The following is a 21,330-nucleotide window of genomic DNA, read 5'->3' on the forward strand; positions in this document are numbered from 1 at the left end:
TCGCTTCTAGTTTAAATAGAGAGTCATCCCCACGAAATTAGTATCACTATCATCAACAATTTGGTAGCCAAGCGCCTGATAAAAACTGATGGCGCGGGTGTTACTTCTAAAGCTCGACAGAGTGACTTGGTTTCGTTGCTCTTGATGGGCTTTTTCGTGGATGCGTGACATGACTTTTTTACCAAGAGACTGATCTTGGTATTGATGGGAAATGATCAGAAGGTGAACATGGTATGCGTTGTCATAAGGCTTAAAACACACAAGTCCAACCCTTTGTTTTCCTAGGTATACCCAATGAAACCAAGAGGGATTGTACTCGTTTAAAAGTCGTTGACGTTGGAAGTCGTCATCCCATCCGAAAACGCTATCAACGTGGATGAAAAGCCCTTGCTTAACACACGCAAACAGTTCTTCGAATTCGAGATTTGAAACGAGCTGGAATTGTATGTTCTCTTCTTCTATTGTCACTCTGCTCACTTCCTTATCAAACGCTTTCGAATAAGCAAACAGTAACATAATTGAAGAAGCCGAATTAGCTTAGATTTGCGCTGTTATGAAACCAAAAAGCCATGCGTAGTGCATGGCTTAGAATAAAGTATCGGATTGATTTTTCTATACGATCTTAAGCGCGTGATGGCGCGTGAGCTGTTTGTGTAGCGAGTCTTTTAGCTCCATGCGTTCTACTTTGAGGTTGTGCATGCTGTCGTCATCGATAGGGCTGCCAGAGATTTCTAGCTGACGGATGTCGTAGTCGAGTTGGTGGTATTTCTGCATGTCTGCTTTGAATTTTTCGTCGTCGTGGTTGAGCTGAACAATGTCTAATTTAAGATCTGGGAAATCTAAGATAAAGGCATGGTTTTCATTGAGCATTGGCACTTCCTCTCTAGTCGGATTTTTAGGGCGTGTTGATCTTTCGAGCTTGTTTTTGCGGCGAATTGCTGGGTATTTCTACAAGGCAGAGGCTTTGATGTGTAGCTAGCCTACATGAGAGGCCGATAACGTAGTAGAAATAACCAGCAAACGCTGCCCGAAGGGTTCGGCTAAAAGCGTTTTACTCTTTGTTAAGGGAGATTTGCTTAGAATGACTAGGCTACTTCTCCCTCGCCGCGATTAAAACGCTTTTATCTCGAACAAAATCCAACCGCGGAAGGTCAACACGCCCTGACAGTATAGAAGCAATTTATCGAAAGAAATGTGGTTCAAAACACAAAGCCGTAAAGCGATCAAAAAAGGGCACAAACTCGAGGAATCATCTTCGAACTTGCGCCCTTTTTTGTGTATATAGCTAACTATTTATAGTTATATGTTTGGAACTATGCGTGTTGAAAGTAGAAAGCTTACTTCGCTTTCTTACCAGAGCGTTGCTGCTCTTTGTGTGCAAGCTTCTCTTTCTTACGTTGATCGATAAGGTGAGCAGCATCGCCGCCTACGTGGGTTTCGCCACGAGCATTCGACAATTGAACTTGTTTTTCACGTTCGCGGAAACGGGCTTTCTGCTCGTCGCTGTGCTTATCAATACACTTAGGGCAGCTTACGCCTTTCTCGAAGTGCTCAGATGCTTTGTCTTCGTCTGTGATTGGCAGGCGACAAGCGTTACACACGTCGTAGCCGCTCTTCTCTAGCTGGTGGTTAACTGCAACACGACCATCAAATACGTAGCAGTCGCCTTCCCACATGCTCTCTTCTTCTGGTACTTCTTCTAGGTACTTAAGAATGCCGCCTTCAAGGTGGTAAACCTCATCAAAGCCTTGCTCTTTCATGTAGGCTGTTGATTTTTCGCAACGAATACCGCCAGTACAGAACATCGCGACTTTCTTGTGCTTCTTAGGATCAAGATTTTCTTCAACGTACTGAGGGAATTCACGGAAGGTTTCTGTGTTTGGGTTTACAGCATTTTTGAATGTGCCGATGTCCACTTCGTAGTCGTTACGGGTATCAACCAGAATTACATCAGGATCAGAAATCAGAGCGTTCCACTCGTTTGGTTTCACGTAAGTGCCGACAACGTGGCGTGGGTCGATACCCTCAACGCCCATGGTTACGATCTCTTTCTTGAGCTTAACCTTGGTGCGGTTGAATGGTTGTTCTTCGTTGAACGACTCTTTGTAAACAACATCAGCCAAACGAGAATCTTGTTTGAACCATTTAAGAAGAGCGTCGATAGATTCGCGCTTACCTGCAACGGTACCGTTGATACCTTCACTCGCAAGTAGCAAAGTACCGCGGATTTGGTTGGCTTCTAACACGTCAGTGAGTGGCTGGCGAATTTCTTGGTAATCATCAAGTGCTACGAATTTATACAGAGCACATACAACATATTGAGACATGGTTTTTCCTTTCTGCGAGCTGGAACGTAAATCCAGAGCGTTGCCTTTTATGATACAGACTGAGTTTGATTTACTCAGGTTTGCCCATATTGGCTTATTAAAATCCGCCGCAGTATAACCAAGCCAAGGAAGGACAAAAACCAACCAAAAGTAGGGCTATTTATCATTTCAATTTGTATGGTTTATGGACTAAGAAATGCAATGAAACTGTTTTATCAGGTTCGAATTACGACGCGTATTCCCAAACCCAAAAGGCCCTGCTGTAAAAATACAGCAGGGCCTGGTATCTAGTCCGTTTACTTAATCAGCGATTACGCTTGGTTCAGTACTTCCGCTAAGCGTTTCACAGCTTCCGTCAATTCTTCTGGGTTGGCGTTAGTGAAGTTTAGGCGCAGTGCGGCTTTTGCTTCATCGGCCTTTGGATAAAATACTGGGCTTGGTACAACCGCCACACCATTCGATAATAGAGTTTTAGCCAGTTCAAAGGTGTCGCACTCTGGGATTTCTACCCAAATGAACATCCCGCCATCTACGGCTTTTAACACGCAATCTGCAGGCAGTTGTTTTTCGAGCTCTGAAAACAGAACCTCATAACGAGACTTGTATAGCGTGCGAATGTTTTCCATATGCACGCCAAAGTCTTCATGTTTTAGAAGGCCAACAAGCAGCGCTTGCATGGGTACACTTGAGTGCAAGTCTGCGCCTTGCTTCACTTTGATCAGTGGCTCAAGGTAGCTGCGTTTGCCTGTTACCGCGCCAATACGTAGACCTGGCGATGCAATCTTAGAGAATGAACGAAGAACGATAGAGTTATCAGGGCAGAATGAAGAAACCAATGGCAGTTCCGTACCAGTGAAACGTAGCTCACGGTATGGTGCATCTTCAATGAATGCCACGTTGTATTTGATGCACAGTTCAGCGACTTTTTGACGAGTTTCTGTTGCCCAGCACACACCTGTTGGGTTGTGGAAATCAGGCACGGCATAGAACATCTTCGGTGATTGCTGTGCAAAGCACGTTTCCAGTTCGTCTAGGTTCGGGCCAAATTCAGTTTGAGACACGGTCGCAATGTTTGCTTGAACTAAGCCAAACACTTGCATCGCACCCAAGTAGCTTGGCGCTTCCATCACAACCACATCATTCGGATCAACATACGCTCGTGCAATCAAATCCAAACCTTGCTGAGAACCGGTACAGATCATTGCTGTGTGAGTCTCTGGCAATTGGTAGCTTTGCGTAAGGTGATCAAGCAACGGGCCGTAACCCGCAGTCGAGCCGTATTGGAAAACTTCAGGCATGTTCGCTAAGTTTTCTAGCGTTGGCTTCATTAAATCGATAGGGAATGTTTTCTCGTCCGGTAAACCACCGGCCAATGAGATGACATTTGGATCGCTTGCGGCTGCGAGGATCTCTCGAATGTATGAAGATTGAATCTGTTGTAATGACTGTGCGATTTCCATGTGTTGTGTCTCGTCGTTTTTCGTTTTTATTCTATCGCTTGATATTACACGGCAATTGTAAAAACAAGCGTGTCCGTTTATGCTCTTAAACATGTCCATTTATGCTATTTAAACGATGTCACGACAACACTTATCCCGAATCAATGATGTTTTGTTCCATATTCATCAAGACATCAGCCAACCTCTGTCGGCAAAAGCGCTCTCCGAGATTGCGGCTTATTCAGAACAACACTTCCACCGCACCTTCAAAAGCGTGGTTGGGGAGTCGTTACATCAGTACATTCGACGCACTCGAATGGAGTATGCAGCCAATCAATTGATGTTCGATACCAGCTCGTCTGTGGTTGAGATCGCCCATAAATGTGGCTTTAGTTCGGTGTCATCTTTCAGCCGAGCATTCAAAGCGACCTTTAACATGTCACCGGGAGAATGGCGTAAACACGACTTACAGATAGCAGAAAAACCCTATTTGAAAGATCCCGAAGTAGCGGCGGGTTATTTGAACGTGGCGCAGAGAGTGTTACCCGAACCTAAGATCGTTGAAACACCAGAGCGCATGGCGGCTTATGTTCGACATACGGGTTATAACCGTTCCATTCGCAACGCGTGGCTGATATTGAAAGCGTGGGCGAACTCAGAACAGCGCGACTTTTCGAGCCAATTTGGTTTGCATCACTCAAACCCTGCTTGGGTTGAAATGGACCAGTGCCGCTATGTGGCGTGTATCGCGATTGATGAGCCGATTAAGTATCGCAGTGTCGTGAACCAGATGGTGATTCCGGGTGGTTTACACGCGGTATTTCGACTGAATGGCCGTTATGGTGAACTGCTACCACAGATCAGTATGGTATTAGAAAAATGGTTACCAGCTTCTGGTTTCAAACAGCGCTCGACTCCCGCGTATGTGCATTATCATCGGAACCATTTTCTCAACAGTGATGAAGTGTTTGAGCTTGATTTCTATCTCCCTGTGAGTTTTTATTAGTAACCCCATTTTGAGGAAAAATTATGTATCTCGTTTTGTATTGCCACAATATCGGTATGACCGATTTTTCATTCTTTGAAACAGAAGATTTTGACAAAGAAGAGGGCTATATCGTGCGAGGCAAATGGCCGAATGAGAAAGCGTTTCGTGATTACTTAACCAAAGAGTTTGGTGACATGAGCGAATTCCAAGTGATCGACTTAATCGCCAAAGGCGCAGAAGCAGAACATTACTCGCCAGAAGAGTTGATGCGCCTAGCTTTGTAATATCTAGTTTAATAACGGTTAGCTCATCAGCATCCAGTTAAGTAGCATCTTTCGAACAAACGAATAAAGAAATGGCAGCCTGATTGGGCTGCCATTTTCGTTTTAGGTTAAAGCTAATACCTTTTACATCGTGAATGATGCTACTGCGCCACTTCATCAACCAAGTACAAGATTGACTGATACGGAATGCCACTGTGATGTGACAAACCGATCTCACAGGTTCGGCTGTTGCTGAATCCACGAGTACAGTTGCTCGGCACTTGTTCTTTGAGTGGGTGTACCGCTGCTTCATTCAGCTCTGGAGTGGTAAAACCTTTATCACCCGCCCAACCACAGCATTGAATATGCTCAGGAACGATGACCTCTTCGGTACAGGCTTTGGCAAGGCTCAACATCGCGCCTTCCAAACCCATTCGACGAGAACTACACGTCACATGCAGCATCACGGTTTCTTGCAGCGGCTCAAGTGTCAGGTGCTCAAGCAAGTATTGGTTCACAAACCCTGTCGGCTCTAATACCTCTAACGGTTTGGTGAACTGTTCAATACTACGTTTAGCACATGGGCTGGTATCCATTAAGACTGGGTATTCACCCTGACGACTGGCTTGCCACAACACTTCTTCGAGTTGTTGCGCTTTAGAGTGGGCTAAATCGGTCATCCCTTTGCTGTCGTAAGGCATACCACAACATTGGTCGTCTAGCTTCTTCGGAAGAATAACCTCAAATCCGGCTTTGTTAAGCAAAGACATAGTCACTTCAATTAGAGGACGTTGATCGCCCGCATCGCTTTGTTGACCCATGGTTCGACTCGCACACGAAGGGAGGTAAACCACCTTCTTATGATTGCTTGAGGATTCTGCCGTCACTGGTGATGAGACTAGCGAGTGACTATTGGATTGCGGCATCTCAGGCATCCAAACAGGCGTCGCACCTTTAGTTATTGAGCGCAAGCCGTTGGTTAGCTTGCCGACGGTATTTGCGCCTAATACTTTACTCGCCACTTGGTTGGTTTTGAGGCCGGCCTTAGTCAGTTTAGTGGTGGTCGAGAAATGATCCGCTGTCCATTTGGCGATTGGTGTAAATTTCTCGTACTTGGCAATACGAAGCTTCTTAATCAAATCACCGGTGTTGATTCCCACTGGGCAACGTTCGGCACACAGGCCAGTTGCGGCGCAGGTATCGATACCTTGGTATTCGAAGGTTTTCTCTAGCTCACTTGCTTCTATCTCTTCACCTGCAGCACGGCGGCGTTGTAACTCGCGGTACAGCACGATACGTTGGCGTGGCGATAGAGTTAAGGTACGAGACGGACAAACAGGCTCACAGAAGCCACATTCAATACAGCGGTCGACAAGGTCGTCAGCAGCAGGCATTGGCTTCAAATTGGTGATGTGTGAATTTGGATTGTCGTTAATAATAACGCCGGGGTTGAGCAGTCTTTCTGGATCAAACAAGGCTTTGATTCGTTGCATCAAGGCGTAGCCATCTTTGCCCCATTCCAATTCGACATAAGGCGCCATATTACGGCCAGTGCCATGTTCTGCTTTCAGTGAACCTTGGTATTTCACCGCGACTAGTTCGGCAACGTCATCCATGAAACCGCCGTAGCGATCGATTTCTGTTTGGCTATCAAAGCCTTGCGTAAACACAAAATGCAGGTTGCCTTCGAGGGCATGGCCGAAAATAATCGCTTCGCTGTAGTCGTATTTATCGAACAGCTCTTGCAGCTCTCGAATACCATTAGCAAGGTTTTCGACAGGGAAAGCCACGTCTTCAATGATAACGGTCGTACCGACTTCACGCACTGCGCCAACTGCTGGGAACATGCCTTTTCGGATGCCCCAAAGAGTCGCGACTGTCTTTGGATCGGAAGTGAAAGGCACCGATTCAACAATCGTGTACTCAGTCAATGCGTCCAAAATTGATTTACATTGTAAATCTAAGTCCTGCTGGGAGCTGGCGTGTGATTCAACCAAAATTGCCGCGGCTTCTAAATCCAAGTTCGGCATGAATGCAGGCATACCCGGTTTATCGGCCACTGAACGCAGCGCTCTGCCGTCCATTAACTCAACCGCAGCAACCGGAGTTTTTGATAGCGTAGTAACGGCTTTACTGGCTTGTTCGATGTCGGCAAATACCAACAGAGCAGAGGCTTTGTTTGGGTGTTCGATAACCGTGTTGTAGGTAATCTCAGCAATGAAACCTAGCGTGCCTTCTGAGCCAATCATCAGGTGTTTGATGATCTCAATTGGGTCGTGGTAATCGACCAAAGCATTGAGCGCGTAGCCAGTGGTGTTTTTGAGGCGGTATTTGTGGCGGATTCTGTCTGCAAGTTCTTGGTTTGAAGCTGTCTGTTGATGTAATTCGACAATGCCTTCAAACAGATCTTTATGTGATAGCTTGAATGCTTCAACACTTGCGTTATCTGCCGTATCAAGCAGGGAGCCATCACTCAATACGATTTTCATGCTCTCAACGGTGCGATACGAGTTTTGCGCAGTACCACAACACATGCCGCTGGCGTTATTCGCCGCGATACCACCGATTTTACAGGTATTGATTGAAGCTGGATCTGGGCCGATTTTACGTTGGAAAGGGGCAAGGTATTTGTTGGCATCGGCGCCAATCACACCCGGTTGAAGGATGATCTGATTACCGTTATCTACGATTTCGTGGCCACGCCAGTCATCGGTCAGTGTGATGAGTACCGAGTCTGAAACGGCTTGCCCTGAAAGGCTGGTGCCAGCGGCGCGAAAGGTAAAATGAATACCGAGTTCGCGACAGCTTTGAATGGTGAATATCACTTCGTCTAAGTTCTTGAGCCTTAGAACCATTTTCGGCACCAAGCGATAAAAACTCGCATCGGTGCCGTAAGCCAAGCGCTTTGCCTCTTGCGTGACAATGCGTTCCGTTTCTATTTTTTGAGCCAGTATCGCTTCAAGCTGCTGATAAGCTTGTGCGTCTATTACTCGCTCATGGGATGTGGTTGTCTCCATCTTTGCTTCCTTGTGCTTCTTATTTGGCACTGATCAGGGCGTGTTGACCTTTCGTGGTTAAATTTTGTTCGAGATAAAAGCGTTTTAATCGCGGCGAGGGGGAAGTAGCCTAGTCACTCTAAGCAAATCCCCCTCAACAAAGAGTAAAACGCTTTTAGCTGAACCCTTCGGGCAGCGTTTGCTGGCCATTTCTACTACGTTATCGGCTTCTCATGTAGGCTAGCTACACATCGGCGCCTCAGCCTTGTATAAATACCCAGCAACTCGCTGCAAAAATCAGCTCGAAAGATCAACACGCCCTAGCTTTTTATTTTATTTTCCAGTGCTTAAACGGTGTCACAACGGCAGTGTAATTGCTGTGACACCGATTGAACTTCAGTCTAAGTAGACCAAAGCATTAGTCCGAATCCGAACCTAAATCGCTGAGGTTTAATCTAGCCCCACCAGAGAATCACGAGTTAAGTCTTTGATTGTCTTGGCGCCAGTTAGAGTCATCGCAACGCGCATCTCTTTGTCGTAAAGGTCGAGTAGGTTCTCAACACCTGCTTGTCCCTGCGCTGCTAACGCGTAGACGAAAGAGCGACCAAGCAAGGTGCAGTCTGCGCCCATCGCCATCATGCGAACTACATCTAAGCCAGTACGAATGCCAGAGTCGACCAGAATCTTGGTGTCGCCTTTCACCGCATCTGCAATCGCAGGCAGTGCTTTAGCACTTGATAGAACACCATCAAGCTGACGACCACCGTGGTTTGAAACTACGATACCGTCTGCGCCAAATCTCACGGCGTCTTTTGCATCTTCTTCATCAAGAATGCCTTTGATGACCATCGGGCCGTCCCAGAAATCACGGATCCACTCTAGGTCTTTCCATGAAATCGACGGGTCGAAGTTGTCACCCAACCAACCGATGTAGTCTTCCAGTTTGGTTGGAGAACCTCGGTAAGTAGATATATTGCCAAGATCGTGTGGTTTACCCAACAGACCAACATCAACGGCCCAACTAGGATGACGCATCGATTGGAATACACGACGAATTGCTGCATTTGGGCCGCTCATTCCTGAGTGCATGTCACGGTAACGAGCGCCAGGTACAGGCATATCCACCGTGAAGACCAGTGTTGTTACGCCTGCCGCTTTGGCACGTTCCAATACGTTCTTCATGAAGCCACGATCTTTTAGCACGTAAAGTTGGAACCACATTGGGCGCTCAATCTTAGGTGCGACTTCTTCGATCGGGCATACCGATACGGTCGACATCGTAAAAGGGATGCCTTTATTGTCTGCGGCTTTTGCAGCTTGTACTTCGCCACGTCGTGCGTACATGCCTGTTAGGCCAACCGGAGCTAAGGCAATCGGCATCGCTAGCTTTTCGCCAAACAGCTCAGTTTCCAAATTCAGGTCTGACATGTCATTGAGGACACGCTGCTTGAGCGCGATCTCTGCAAGATCGGCCGTGTTGCGGCGTAGGGTATGTTCTCCGTAAGAACCGCCGTCAATGTAGTGGAAAAGAAACGGTGGTAATTTCGCTTTTGCTGCGGCGCGGTAATCAGTCGATGCGGATATGATCATAATTTCAGTCCTAAATTCTTGGGATGTTGCCCTTCTATGAGAGCTTGGCTTGGGCTGCTTTAATTCTTGAGAGTCAGTGTTCGTTTGTTCTCTAACGGTGAAACAGAGAAGCAATAAAATGGCGTTAATACCCGAGGGTGTTGATGTGTTCTAGTATCCATTCCGAAACTCATCAACTGTCTTATTAGACGGTGTTGCAGTCGGGGAATTGAGTATTAACGCCAAGTGCTTTTGTAACGACTTATGGTTTACATAAGTGCGTCTGTCATTTTGAAGCCGTAGATAACCACTAGGCCGATGATTCCTGTCATCACCAAGTAGTAGAACGTTGGGATGATAGTCTTACGTAGTGTTGCGCCTTCGCGTCCTAGCAAGCCTACGGTCGCCGATGCGGCTACCACGTTGTGAATTGCAATCATGTTACCTGCTGCAGCACCAACGGCTTGCAGAGCAACAACCACAGCACTAGAGATAGACAGAGTTTGTGCTACTTCGAATTGGAACTGGCTGAACATCATGTTTGAAACGGTGTTCGAACCTGCAATGAAGGCACCTAACGCACCAACCGTGGCACTTAACGCTGGGAATGCGCCGCCGACTAGGTCAGCTGCAAAGTTGGCAGTGGTTACTGGCATACTTGCTAAATCAGCACCGTTCACGCCAGAGTTAATGAAGATACGAACCATTGGGATGGTGAACACCAACACAAAGCCTGCACCAATCAGAGTCTTGCTCGACTCACCAAAAGCTTTAGCCAGTGGTGTTGCGCTGCGTGATTGCATTAGAACAGCAACCAGTGCGACGAAGACCAAGATACCGCCAGGTAGATACAGAGGTTGAATCGCTGTGCTTACGCCTGTCTCACCAAGGATGTTGCTGAAAGAAAGGCTAACGCTCTTAAGCAGGCCTTTGAACTCAGGGCTCACACGGCTAGCAACTAGAGTGACAGCGAGCAGCACGTAAGGTGCCCATGCCATCGCCATGCTCATTTTCTTATGACCTTGCTTACTGTTTGAATGAGTGTCATCTAGATCGATTTTCAAAGAGCCTAGCCATTCTGCTGGCCACTTATCTTCGCTTTCGAAATCCCATTTTGATTTAGGGACTAGGAAGCCACGTTTTGCTGCTGTTACAACAATAGCAAGGCCAACCAAACCACCAATCAGTGATGGGAACTCAGCTCCGAGGAAAACCCCCGTTAGTGCGTAAGGAATGGTGAAAGCGGCACCTGCGAACAGTGCGAATGGCAGGATATCAAGACCTTCAGTCCAGCTTTTGTTCTTACCGAAGAAGCGTGTCAGCATCATCGCCATCAATACAGGAATCATCACACCAACGCAGGCGTGGATGATTGCAACACTTGATGTGATCTGTTGGAGGTAAGCATCCCATGTTGAACCATTGGCAATCAGGCTTTCACCGATGTTGTGCGTATCCAAACCTTTGTTTACGCCAACAATGATAGGTGTACCAACCGCGCCGAACGATACCGGTGTAGATTGGATCATCATGCCCATCAGTACCGCAGCCAGCGCTGGGAAGCCGATAGCAACCAATAGTGGTGCAGCGATGGCAGCCGGTGTGCCGAAGCCGGATGCACCCTCAATGAATGAACCAAAACACCAAGCGATGATGATCGCTTGCACACGACGGTCTGCTGATATGTCAGTAAAGCCGTTGCGGATGGTGGTGATAGCTCCGGTGTGTTTCAAAGTGTTTAATAAGAAGATGGCGCCAAACACAATCCAGAGAACCGACACGGTAATGCCGAAGCCTTGGAATACCGAAGCCAGCACGCGAGTGCTAGACATATCCCATGCGAATAGGGCGATAGCAACGGTTAATGCAAATGCCACTGGCATCGCTTTTTTTGCAGGCCAGTTAAGGCCAACCAGCAGAATCGCTGCAACAACTATTGGCGAAAAGGCCAATAAAGCTAGTAGATTTTCACTCATGGGTACTTCCTCGTACTTGTTTTCAAACGTTCATGTTTGAAGTGAATAACACGTCATTAGTTTTGTAGGTGTAATCTGAATCTCATGGATTCAATTGTTGTAATTAGAGTCGCTTTATTTGTAACCGATGTGATTGCAAAAGCTGTTTTTGTAATTGTTTTGTTAATTTGGCGTGAATTTACCCCTTTATTTTTTATTGATATAGGGAAATAATGAAAATAATTAATTCCAAAATTGGCATAATCAAATGCGAGCAGACGATTTGATCCTGTTTTCACAGGTAGTAGAGCTGGGTAGTTTTAGTAAGGTGGCAGAACAAAATAACCTTACAAATTCGGTAGTTAGTAAGAGAATTGCGCGTTTGGAAGAAGAGATAGGCGTGCAGCTATTATATCGAACCACGCGTAAATTGACGCTGACCGAGGCGGGTAAGGCAATGTTACACGGAGCCAAAAATGTGAAGCAGGCGGCTCAAGAGGCTATGGACGCAGTTTCAGGCTTTGGTGAAAATGTCAGTGGTCATATCAAAATGTCAGTGCCTACTATCTCCGGAGATTTGATTCTCGCAGACGCTGTTGCCGAGTTTTGTAATATGCACCCAGGTTTAACGGTCGATATGTCTCTTAACAATCGATTTGTTGATTTGGTTGAGGATGGTCTCGACTTGGTCATTCGAACCGGTTACTTGGAAGACTCAAGCTTAATTGCCCGTCATATCTTGGACTCACAATGGGTGGTATGTGCCTCGCCGTCTTATATCGCTAAGAACGGTAAGCCGATGCAGCCCAAGGATTTGGTTGAGCACAATTGTTTGCAATACGCTTATCAAACAACGGGTGCCAGTGAGTGGCAATTTCTGCATAGTAAAGATGGCTTTACTGATAATGATAAATACATAGTGCGCGTCTCGGGCTCTTTTTCTACCGATAATGCGACGGCATTAAGAAAGGCGGCGTTGGGCGGTCATGGGGTCGCGTACGTGCCACGTTGTCTGGTTTATCACGACATTCGTAACGGCCAGCTGGTGGATATCTTCCCTGACTTAGTCGGTAAAAAGCTGGGTATTTATGCGGTGTACCCGTTCACTCGCCAGCCGCCGAACAAGATTAAGTTATTGATTGAACACATCAGAACGCGTTATCTGACGATTTCACATTATTTTTAATAAGGATCACGATGAGCTATTTAAAAGAGTATCAATATCCAGTCACCAACAAACAGATCGTCAGCGATGACTATTTTGGTCAGATAATCGAAGACCCATATCGCTGGTTAGAAGACGACAGAAGTGACGAAACCGCGCAGTGGGTGGCGAGCCAAAATGAGGTCACGTTCGATTACCTTGCTCAAATTCCGTATCGCGATGACCTGCGAGAGCGATTAGCGAAAGCGCAAGACTACAAAAAGAGCTCACAGCCGTTTGTGCGAGGTGATTACACCTATTTCTATAAGAATGATGGGCTGCAGAATCACAGTATTCTTTATCGTCAGAAAGAAGGTCAGTCGATTGAAGTCTTCTTAGACCCGAATACCTTCTCGGAAGATGGCACCACATCACTGGGCTCGGTGTCGTTCTCAAAAGACTGCAGCTTGGTGGCGTACAGCATTTCTGAGGGCGGCAGTGACTGGCGCAAGATCTTTGTGATTGATACCGAGACTAAACAGCAGCTCGAAACGGAAATCACAGACGCTAAATTTACCGGTATTTCTTGGTTGGGTAATCGCGGCTTTTATTACTCTAGTTACGATAAGCCAGACGGCAGCCAGCTTTCAGCACGTACCGAACAGCACAAACTTTACTTCCATGAGTTGGGTACCGAACAAGCTAGCGACAAAGTGATTTTTGGTGAAGATAGCGCTGAACAACACCGTTATGTGTCGGGTTACACCACCGAAGATGACCGTTACTTGATCATTCTAGGGCGAGAGTCGACATCGGGTAACAGACTGTTCTATATCGATTTAAACTCACCAGAACAACAGCTGAATACGCTGATTGATCATGTGGATAGCGACACTTATCTCATCGATAACCAAGATGAGACCTTCATTCTATACACCAATCTTGATGCGCCTAATGGCAAGGTGGTGAGCTTTGATACTCGCGATGGGAAATGGCTCGAAATCATCCCTGAAAAGGCACAGCCATTGGATATCAGCACGGGCGGTGGCTACTTGTTTGCTCACTACATGGTGGATGTGGTGTCTAAGATTGAGCAGTTGGATTACCAAGGTAACCTAGTTCGTGAAATTCATTTGCCTGGGCTGGGAACGGCCAGTGGCTTGGGTGGTAAAAAAGAGCAATCTCAGCTTTATTACACCTTTACCAACTATGTTACGCCGCCAACGATTTTCTCTTTTGATGTTGAATCTGGAAGCTCTGAAATCTACCAACGCTCTGAGTCTCCGTTTGAGTCGGATCAATTTGAGTCTAAACAAGTCTTCTATACCTCGAAGGATGACACCAAGGTTCCGATGCTTATCTCTTATAAGAAGGGATTAGTGTTAGATGGCAATAATCCAACCATGTTGTACGCCTATGGTGGCTTTAACGTGAGCCTAACGCCTTCTTTCTCGGGCACGGTGGGCAGTTGGCTAGAACTGGGTGGCGTATATGCGGTGCCAAACCTGCGTGGCGGTGGTGAGTATGGTAAGGCGTGGCACAAAGCCGGAACTCAGCAGAAAAAGCAGAATGTCTTTGACGACTTCATTGCTGCTGCCGAGTTTTTAATTGAAGAAAACTACACCAGTAGCGATAAGTTGGCGATTCGCGGCGGTTCTAACGGAGGCTTGCTGGTAGGCGCTTGTATGACACAAAGATCAGAGCTGTTCCAAGTGGCTCTGCCTGCGGTTGGTGTTCTGGATATGTTGCGTTACCACACCTTCACGTCTGGCGAAGGTTGGGCGTACGACTATGGCACATCCGCGCAAAACAAAGAGATGTTCGAATACCTGCTTGGTTATTCTCCGGTTCATAATGTGGTGCGCGGCACGGACTATCCTGCGACATTGGTGACGACCGCTGATCACGATGATCGCGTGGTACCGGCTCACTCTTATAAGTTCATCTCAGAGCTGCAAGATAAGCATGAGGGCGGTGCGCCCGTGATGATTCGTATCGATGTTAATGCGGGCCATGGTGCTGGAATGCCGCTGAGTAAAGCGATCGATCTCACTGCTGATATCTACGCATTTACCCTGTTCAATATGGGAATAGAGTCCCTAGATTCAATTTAAAAAGTACTTAATTTTAGATAACTGGGTATTTGACTCAATCCAAAAAGCCTCAAAATCTGCCTTAGATTTTGAGGCTTTTCATATTTACGAAAACCAATCAAAATTTCACCATATTTTCCTCGCTCCACCACACTATTTTCCGTGATAGCCCCCGCCATTACTGATGAAATGAAAGCGATTTCAAGCTGTATTGTTACGAATTTTTACGTCTATCTATCTGATTATAAATAAATAACCATTTCTGGTGATAACTCTAAAAGTTTCATGGTATTTAGGCTGGTTTATCAGTGTGAACAGCAACTAACTTTTCAACGCTTTCATTGCTTAATATTTCCCTGTTCGATGAAAACTCAAAAAAATAATAGGGAATTACAATGCAAAAATTTAAGCTTTTGCCAATAACGGTCGCAGTGGCGGCTTCGCTTGCTTCACTCTCTTCTTTTGCTGCTGATACTAATATCGAAGCACTAGAAAAACGAATTCAAGAGTTAGAATCTAAGGTTGTTGATATTGATTATGTTAACGATCAACAACCCGCGGTTTTAACGGCAGAAACTAAGGTGCCAGATGGCATCGTCTTCTCTGGTTATGCTCGTTACGGCGCTCACTACAAGAGCGGTGATGAGCGTTACGTAGACATCGGTACAACAGGTCGTTCTGTCGGTCGTTTAGGTAACGAAGCTAATGGTGGTGAGGTTCAGCTAGCTAAGCTTTTCCAAGCTGACAATGGTGCGATTTGGGACATCGTATTCATGGCTGACCACTGGGAAGCAGACGCTTGGGCTGACGACGGCGGCCTGAGTATGAAAAAAATGTACGCAGGTGTAACTAACGTATTTGAAAGCCAACCAGAACTTTATATGTGGGCTGGTCGCGACTTCCATCAACGTCCGCAACAAGGTTTGAACGATTACTTCTGGATGACACACGATGGTCAAGGCGCTGGCTTTAACAACCTAGATTTCGGCGGCGCTAAGCTAGATATGGGCTTTGTCGGTCAAGTGAAAGGCGGCCTCGTAAATGACAATGGTCGATACGCAATTACTTCTAAACTTCATTCAATTAACGCGGGTATCGGTCAACTGGACTTGTATGCGAACTACGGTTTTGCTTCAGATGAAGCGGATACAGCGAGTTCAACTAAATATGTGATCGACCAAAAAACAGGTCAAACGAAAAAAGTGGTGACAGCTGGTACTAAAGTGAGCGATGAAACGGCATACCTAGTGGGTGCAACTCTTGGTTTAGGAGATTCCAACAAGTTAGTCGTTAAGTATGGAGATGGTGCAGATTCATCGGTATTTGAGTTGAAAGGCGACTATAAAACTTTTTACGCAAGCATTGAAGGTAACTACGCAGCATCGGATAAATTCATCATTGATTACCTAGTGTCGTATAAAGATAACTCTGGTGCAGACTTAGCTCGCGATAACACTGAGTATGCGGGTATCGTTCGTCCACAGTACCAATGGGATGATGTTCATTCTACATGGTTAGAAGCTGGTTACGGCATGGTTGATTACGATGACGACGGCGAAGAAAACGCGTGGAAGGTAACTCTATCTCAAAACGTTTCTCTAGGTGGCTTACCTTGGAGTCGTCCAATGCTTCGCTTTTACACAACCGTGGGTGATGTCGAAACTAAAGGCAACACTGTGAACACAACCAATGTTGATACATTGTCGTTCGGCGCAATGTTTGAAGCTTGGTGGTAATCACAAGCTAGAAAGAGCAGCTCTTTGAATTAGGCTTACGCTCAAAGAGTCGTGTTTAAATAGTAAGTACATACTGTCCATTTAGCCCTAAAGGCAGATTGATTAGGGCACGTTAAATAACTCCATTCTTGGGCACATTTTATGTGCCCTTTTTTCGTCTTGAATACCTGTTCTATCATTTGGTATTGCCTCTTCACTTATTCTCCATATCGTCTTCAATACCCCGTTTCATATTAATTTATTTCACACACGTTGATTTCCCCTTGTTAATTGTAATGGCTAAGTCGCATCGTAGCCCTTGCATATCAATAGGCTAGATAGGAGGAATACTAGACATCAATTGTATTGGATACGCCGATAGTTATGTTGAAACCCCTTCACTGAACTATAACTTTTAACAAAACTGACTAACTATGGATTCATGATTTCATGAAACAGTTTCATGGCGTGAAGTTAATCTGTAAGCGCTTTCATGATTTCCACATCTGGCCTTTTTACCTCCAACTTTAGTGTGATGACACTCACTTCAACCATGACGCCTTTCTTTAATAATCGTTTTGTAAGCGGTTACAAGCTAATGAAGTATCGAGGTTCGAGTGGCGACAATTAAACACGTATCAGAACATGCAGGTGTGTCTCAGGCGACAGTGTCTAGAGTTATTAATGGCACTAGCAGAGTCAGTCATGACAAAAAGCTAAAGGTTGAAAAAGCGATCAAAGAATTGGGTTATCGCCCGAACTCTATCGCTCAAGCTTTGGCATCAAGTCGTACCGGTAGTGTGGGCGTTGTTGTTCCAGAACTTGGTGGTTCTTTCTATTCAGGCATCTTGCATTGCATAGAAGAAAACCTACGCCGCTTTGGTTACCACGCTGTCGTTACAGCGGGTTCGAACACCGAACAAGGGCAGCGCGAGTCTGTGGAGTTTCTGCTGGGGCGTCGTGTTGATGCTTTGATTCTTCATACTCAATTGCTCAGTGATGATTATTTAATTGAATTGGAAGAACAGGGGACCCCTGTGGTTTTAATTAACCGCTTCATCCCAGAAATGGCGATGAGTTGCATTGATATTGATAACGAAGTCGGGGGGCTACTCGCTACTCAATATCTTTTGCAAAAGGGACACACAGATATCGCGTGTATTACCGGGCCTTTAGATAAAGCAGACGCTAGGGGGCGTTTGCAGGGGTATCGAAAGGCCTTGGAAGATGCGGGTGTGCCATACGATGAAGCCTTAGTCTCGGAAGCGGGCTTTACTGAAGAGACGGGCATCAGTGCTATGAAGAAGCTGATGAATCGTAAGTGTCATTTCACCGCAGTATTTGCTTCGAATGATCACATGGCATTTGGCGCCTTTGAGGTGCTTCATCAAGAGGGACTGTCTGTTCCGAAAGATGTATCACTGGTGGGCTTCGATAACACCATCTTCGCGCGCTATCTGACCCCTAGTTTGACCACCATTAATTTCCCCATTGAAGAGATGAGCATTGAAGCTGTGCAGCTCACTCTGCAAAAGCTAAAGAAAATAAAACATGACGTGAACTTTAAATTGCTGCCGACGTTGGTCACTAGAAACTCGGTATCGGATTTACCAGTTACCCTATAAAAATATTAAGGATAGAACATGAAATTTAAGACCTTAGCGCTTTCATGCGCGGTTGCTTTAGGATTAGGTACAACAGCTGCAAATGCAGCAGACAAAGAAATTCGTTTCGACGGTTTCCCTGATTTCGATAGCAGCCTAAAGGTATTACTGCCTGATTTCGAAAAGGAAACGGGTATCAAAGTTGATTACCTTATGAACAACCACGGTGACCACCACACGAAACTCACAACGAACCTTGCAACGGGTTCTGGTGCCGGTGATGTGATTGTTGTCGACGTTGAGAAAATTGGTCCATTTGTTGGCTCTGGCGGCCTAGTTAATCTGTCTGAAAACTACGGTGCAGATAAATACGAAGAACGATTCGCACCTTACGCATGGGCACAAGGCAAAGGCGCTGATGGCGATATGTACGGCATCCCTGTCGACCTTGGTCCTGGCGTTATGTACTACCGCACTGACGTGTTCGAAAAAGCAGGCATTAATGTAGAAGACGCAATCAAAGATTGGGACTCATACATCGCTGCTGGTGAAAAACTGAAAGAGCAAAACGTACAACTTATCGCTTCGGCAGCCGACGTGGCACAAGCGATTATCTTCACGACGGTTCCTGAAGGTGAAGGTCTGTACTTTGATAAAGATGGCAACCCAGTCGTGACATCAGAGCGTTTTGTTCACGCTTTTGAAGTAGCAAAAGAGATTCGCGACAAAGGCTTAGACGGCCGCATCCTGGCTTGGTCTAACGAATGGTACGAAGGCTTCCGCAACGGCACATTTGCAACTCAACTTTCTGGCGCTTGGCTTCTTGGTCACCTAAATAACTGGATTGCTCCTGAAACTAAAGGTAAGTGGGCAGTCGAAAACCTACCTGATGGTATCTACGGCAGCTGGGGTGGTTCATTCCTTTCTATTCCAACTCAATCAGAAAACCCAGATGAAGCTTGGGCGTTGATTGAATACATGACGACGGATCGTGAAGTACAGCTTAAACACTTCGAAACGATTGCTGCTTTCCCAGCGAACATCACCACGTATGACGATGAGCTTTTCCAAGAAGAGATGGAATTCCTAGGTGGGCAAAAAGCTCGTCTACTGTTTGCTGAAGTGGCACAGAACATCAAACCAGTATCTCCAGCACAAGGCGACCACGTTGCACGTTCTATTATCTTAGAGAACGCATTGATGGAAGTACTTGATGAAGGCAAAGACATCAAGACTGCGCTTAAAGAGGCAGAGCGTCTAATCAAGCGTCGCACGCGTAATCTTTAATTTGTTTTTACTTTAAGTAAGTGAGGAGGCGTGGATAACGCGCTTCCTTTTTAAGAGGCCGTTACTATGAATCATACAGCGAGCACAACGATAGAACCTGCGGACAAAAGCCTTTTTTCTCGTCTAAATTTGAAAGCGCTTACACCGTATGGATTTCTTCTGCCGTTTCTGATCATTTTTTCTGTATTTGGGATCTTCCCGCTGTTGTTCTCTGTTTACCTGTCGTTCCACGAGTGGAACCCGGTAAGAGGCATGGATGCGATGGAGTTTGTGGGTTTTGAGAACTATCACATTGCTTTAACGGACCCATGGCTATGGCGTTCATTGAAGAACACGCTTTGGCTAGCGATCACTTCAGGCGTGGCTCAGCACTTAGTCGCTATTCCAGTAGCTTACATGTTGGTTTCAATGGGTGACCGTATGCGTCACTGGCTAACATCGGCGTACTTTCTACCGTTCATTACATCAACGGTCGCAGCGTCACTGATTTTCTTCAATATGTACTCTCCTAACTCAGGAATTATTAACCAAACGCTGATGGCTCTGGCCGATAGCACGCTGTTTGGTTGGGCATTCGCTTGGGTGAACGATTTCCAACCCATCCGTTGGTTAGACGATGCCACTATGGTGAAGCCGTCTATCGCAATCATGGTTTTCTGGAAATACACCGGTTTTAACATCGTCCTTTACACCACGGGTTTAATGACGATTCCTAAAGACATCTTAGAAGCTGCGCGTATGGATGGTGCCAATGCCTTCCGTCGCTTCTGGAACATTTCACTACCAATGATTCGTCCATTCATCTTCTTTGCTATCACGATGACCATCATCGGTAACCTGCAAATGTTTGAAGAACCGTTCGTACTAACGCGTGGTACAGGTGGTACTGGCCAATCTGGTTTAACTATCTCGATGTATCTCTACAAAGTGGGTTGGGAATGGCTAGAAATGGGCACAGCATCCGCTATCTCATGGTTACTGTTTGCACTCATCGCGACTTGTACATTGGTTCAATTTTTACTCTTCGGTAAGAAAGGCTTAGGGGAACATTAAGATGTCGACATCAATTAAGACAAATACCTCACCACTAAGTGGACTGATGCCAAGCGAACGCAGCATGTTCATTCTGACTAAGATCTTGATGGTCATGCTAGGTATCTTACTGGTTGTTTCAGCGCTAATTACAGTCTTTCCATTTGTATGGTCGGCACTGCTATCAACGCGTGACCGTTCTGAAATTTTCGGTACGGGCATTAGCTTTGCGATTGGCGATAGCCTGGCGATTAACTACGCCAAATTGCTTGAAATCATGCCGTTTTGGAAAGCGATGTTTAACTCGATTTACGTGGCTTTCTTAGGTACCACCATCTCGCTGCTGTTTTGTAGCATGGGTGGCTACGCGTTTGCTGTGTTTAAGTTCCGCGGTAAGAACGTGTTGTTCGGCATGCTGGTTGGCTCAATGGCAATTCCGCCTGTGCTTAGCTTGATCCCTTACTTCATGATCGTGAAATTCTTAGGCTTGTTGGATAACCACATGGCGGTATGGCTACCGTTCACTACGACACCATTTGGCATCTTTTTGATGCGTCAGCACGTGATTGCATCGATTCCAAAAGAGCTACTTGAAGCGGCGAAATTGGATGGTGCAGGTGAGTTCAGAACGTACTGGAGCGTGGTACTGCCACTGATGAAACCTGCACTGGCAACACTGGCTATCGTTCAATTCGTTTTCTTCTGGAACATGTTTATGCAGCCTCTCGTGGTGCTAAACAACCCAGATAACTATGTTATTACGCAAGTACTTCGAAGTGTTCAAGGTATTCCGAATACGCCATGGGGCGCGGTAATGCTAGGTACCACAATTTCTATTTTACCGCTCGTGATTACTTACTTGTTCGCATCGAAACAGATGATCAGTGGTTTAACGTCCGGCGCAGTCAAAGGTTAGGT

General features: G+C 46.0%; 16 protein-coding genes. 9 read left to right on the top strand and 7 right to left on the bottom strand.

Annotated features, from left to right (window positions below; genetic code table 11):
• Window positions 1-6: 6 nt before the first annotated feature.
• From ACED28_RS12765 to ACED28_RS12780, 4 genes are all read right to left on the bottom strand, one after another.
• A complete protein-coding gene (locus ACED28_RS12765) occupies window positions 7-516 on the bottom strand; it encodes a GNAT family N-acetyltransferase (RefSeq protein ID WP_371709986.1) in 510 nt (169 codons plus the stop codon).
• Between the two features lie 96 nt (window positions 517-612).
• Window positions 613-870, bottom strand: coding sequence for a YdcH family protein (locus ACED28_RS12770; protein ID WP_009846137.1), 258 nt, complete (start codon window positions 868-870; stop codon window positions 613-615).
• Window positions 871-1,337: 467 nt separating this feature from the next.
• Window positions 1,338-2,327 (bottom strand): rhodanese-related sulfurtransferase, encoded by a 990-nt coding sequence (locus ACED28_RS12775; RefSeq protein ID WP_135381938.1) that lies wholly within the window; start codon window positions 2,325-2,327, stop codon window positions 1,338-1,340.
• Between the two features lie 311 nt (window positions 2,328-2,638).
• On the bottom strand, window positions 2,639-3,787 hold the full coding sequence (locus tag ACED28_RS12780; protein WP_371709987.1) for a PLP-dependent aminotransferase family protein: 1,149 nt from the start codon (window positions 3,785-3,787) through the stop codon (window positions 2,639-2,641).
• A 115-nt stretch (window positions 3,788-3,902) separates the two neighbouring features.
• Here ACED28_RS12780 and ACED28_RS12785 point away from each other — a divergent pair, with 115 nt between their 5' ends.
• Window positions 3,903-4,772, top strand: a complete 870-nt coding sequence (locus ACED28_RS12785; protein ID WP_371709988.1) for a GyrI-like domain-containing protein — start codon at window positions 3,903-3,905, stop codon at window positions 4,770-4,772.
• Between the two features lie 23 nt (window positions 4,773-4,795).
• The gene (locus ACED28_RS12790; protein WP_012601190.1) at window positions 4,796-5,038 is read left to right on the top strand and encodes a hypothetical protein; all 243 of its coding nucleotides are present in this window, start codon (window positions 4,796-4,798) and stop codon (window positions 5,036-5,038) included.
• Window positions 5,039-5,178: 140 nt separating this feature from the next.
• Here the strand turns inward: ACED28_RS12790 and ACED28_RS12795 are convergent, their stop codons facing one another.
• From ACED28_RS12795 to ACED28_RS12805, 3 genes are all read right to left on the bottom strand, one after another.
• The gene (locus ACED28_RS12795; protein WP_371709989.1) at window positions 5,179-8,034 is read right to left on the bottom strand and encodes an FAD-binding and (Fe-S)-binding domain-containing protein; all 2,856 of its coding nucleotides are present in this window, start codon (window positions 8,032-8,034) and stop codon (window positions 5,179-5,181) included.
• 429 nt (window positions 8,035-8,463) lie between these two features.
• Window positions 8,464-9,603, bottom strand: coding sequence for an FMN-dependent L-lactate dehydrogenase LldD (gene lldD / locus ACED28_RS12800; protein ID WP_017083007.1), 1,140 nt, complete (start codon window positions 9,601-9,603; stop codon window positions 8,464-8,466).
• Between the two features lie 248 nt (window positions 9,604-9,851).
• Window positions 9,852-11,558 carry an L-lactate permease gene (locus ACED28_RS12805; RefSeq protein ID WP_371709990.1) on the bottom strand — a complete coding sequence of 569 codons (1,707 nt, stop codon included), beginning with the start codon at window positions 11,556-11,558 and terminating at the stop codon, window positions 9,852-9,854.
• Window positions 11,559-11,805: 247 nt separating this feature from the next.
• Here ACED28_RS12805 and ACED28_RS12810 point away from each other — a divergent pair, with 247 nt between their 5' ends.
• From ACED28_RS12810 to ACED28_RS12840, 7 genes are all read left to right on the top strand, one after another.
• Window positions 11,806-12,723, top strand: a complete 918-nt coding sequence (locus ACED28_RS12810) for a LysR family transcriptional regulator (RefSeq protein WP_017061562.1) — start codon at window positions 11,806-11,808, stop codon at window positions 12,721-12,723.
• Between the two features lie 11 nt (window positions 12,724-12,734).
• Window positions 12,735-14,795: a prolyl oligopeptidase family protein gene (locus ACED28_RS12815; protein WP_371709991.1), complete on the top strand. Its 2,061-nt coding sequence runs from the start codon at window positions 12,735-12,737 to the stop codon at window positions 14,793-14,795.
• Window positions 14,796-15,169: 374 nt separating this feature from the next.
• Complete coding sequence (locus ACED28_RS12820) at window positions 15,170-16,510, top strand: carbohydrate porin (RefSeq protein ID WP_371709992.1); 1,341 nt, start codon at window positions 15,170-15,172, stop codon at window positions 16,508-16,510.
• A 596-nt stretch (window positions 16,511-17,106) separates the two neighbouring features.
• A complete protein-coding gene (locus ACED28_RS12825; protein WP_371709993.1) occupies window positions 17,107-18,114 on the top strand; it encodes a LacI family DNA-binding transcriptional regulator in 1,008 nt (335 codons plus the stop codon).
• A gap of 18 nt (window positions 18,115-18,132) precedes the next feature.
• Entirely contained in the window at window positions 18,133-19,380 is a 1,248-nt protein-coding gene (locus ACED28_RS12830) for an ABC transporter substrate-binding protein (RefSeq protein WP_009846151.1), read from the top strand.
• Between the two features lie 66 nt (window positions 19,381-19,446).
• Complete coding sequence (locus ACED28_RS12835) at window positions 19,447-20,433, top strand: carbohydrate ABC transporter permease (RefSeq protein ID WP_009846152.1); 987 nt, start codon at window positions 19,447-19,449, stop codon at window positions 20,431-20,433.
• 46 nt (window positions 20,434-20,479) lie between these two features.
• On the top strand, window positions 20,480-21,328 hold the full coding sequence (locus ACED28_RS12840) for a carbohydrate ABC transporter permease (protein WP_371709998.1): 849 nt from the start codon (window positions 20,480-20,482) through the stop codon (window positions 21,326-21,328).
• Window positions 21,329-21,330: the final 2 nt, after the last annotated feature.

Origin of the sequence: Vibrio sp. 1F253, assembly GCF_041439295.1 — a bacterium.
Classification (GTDB): Bacteria; Pseudomonadota; Gammaproteobacteria; order Enterobacterales; family Vibrionaceae; genus Vibrio; species Vibrio tasmaniensis_A.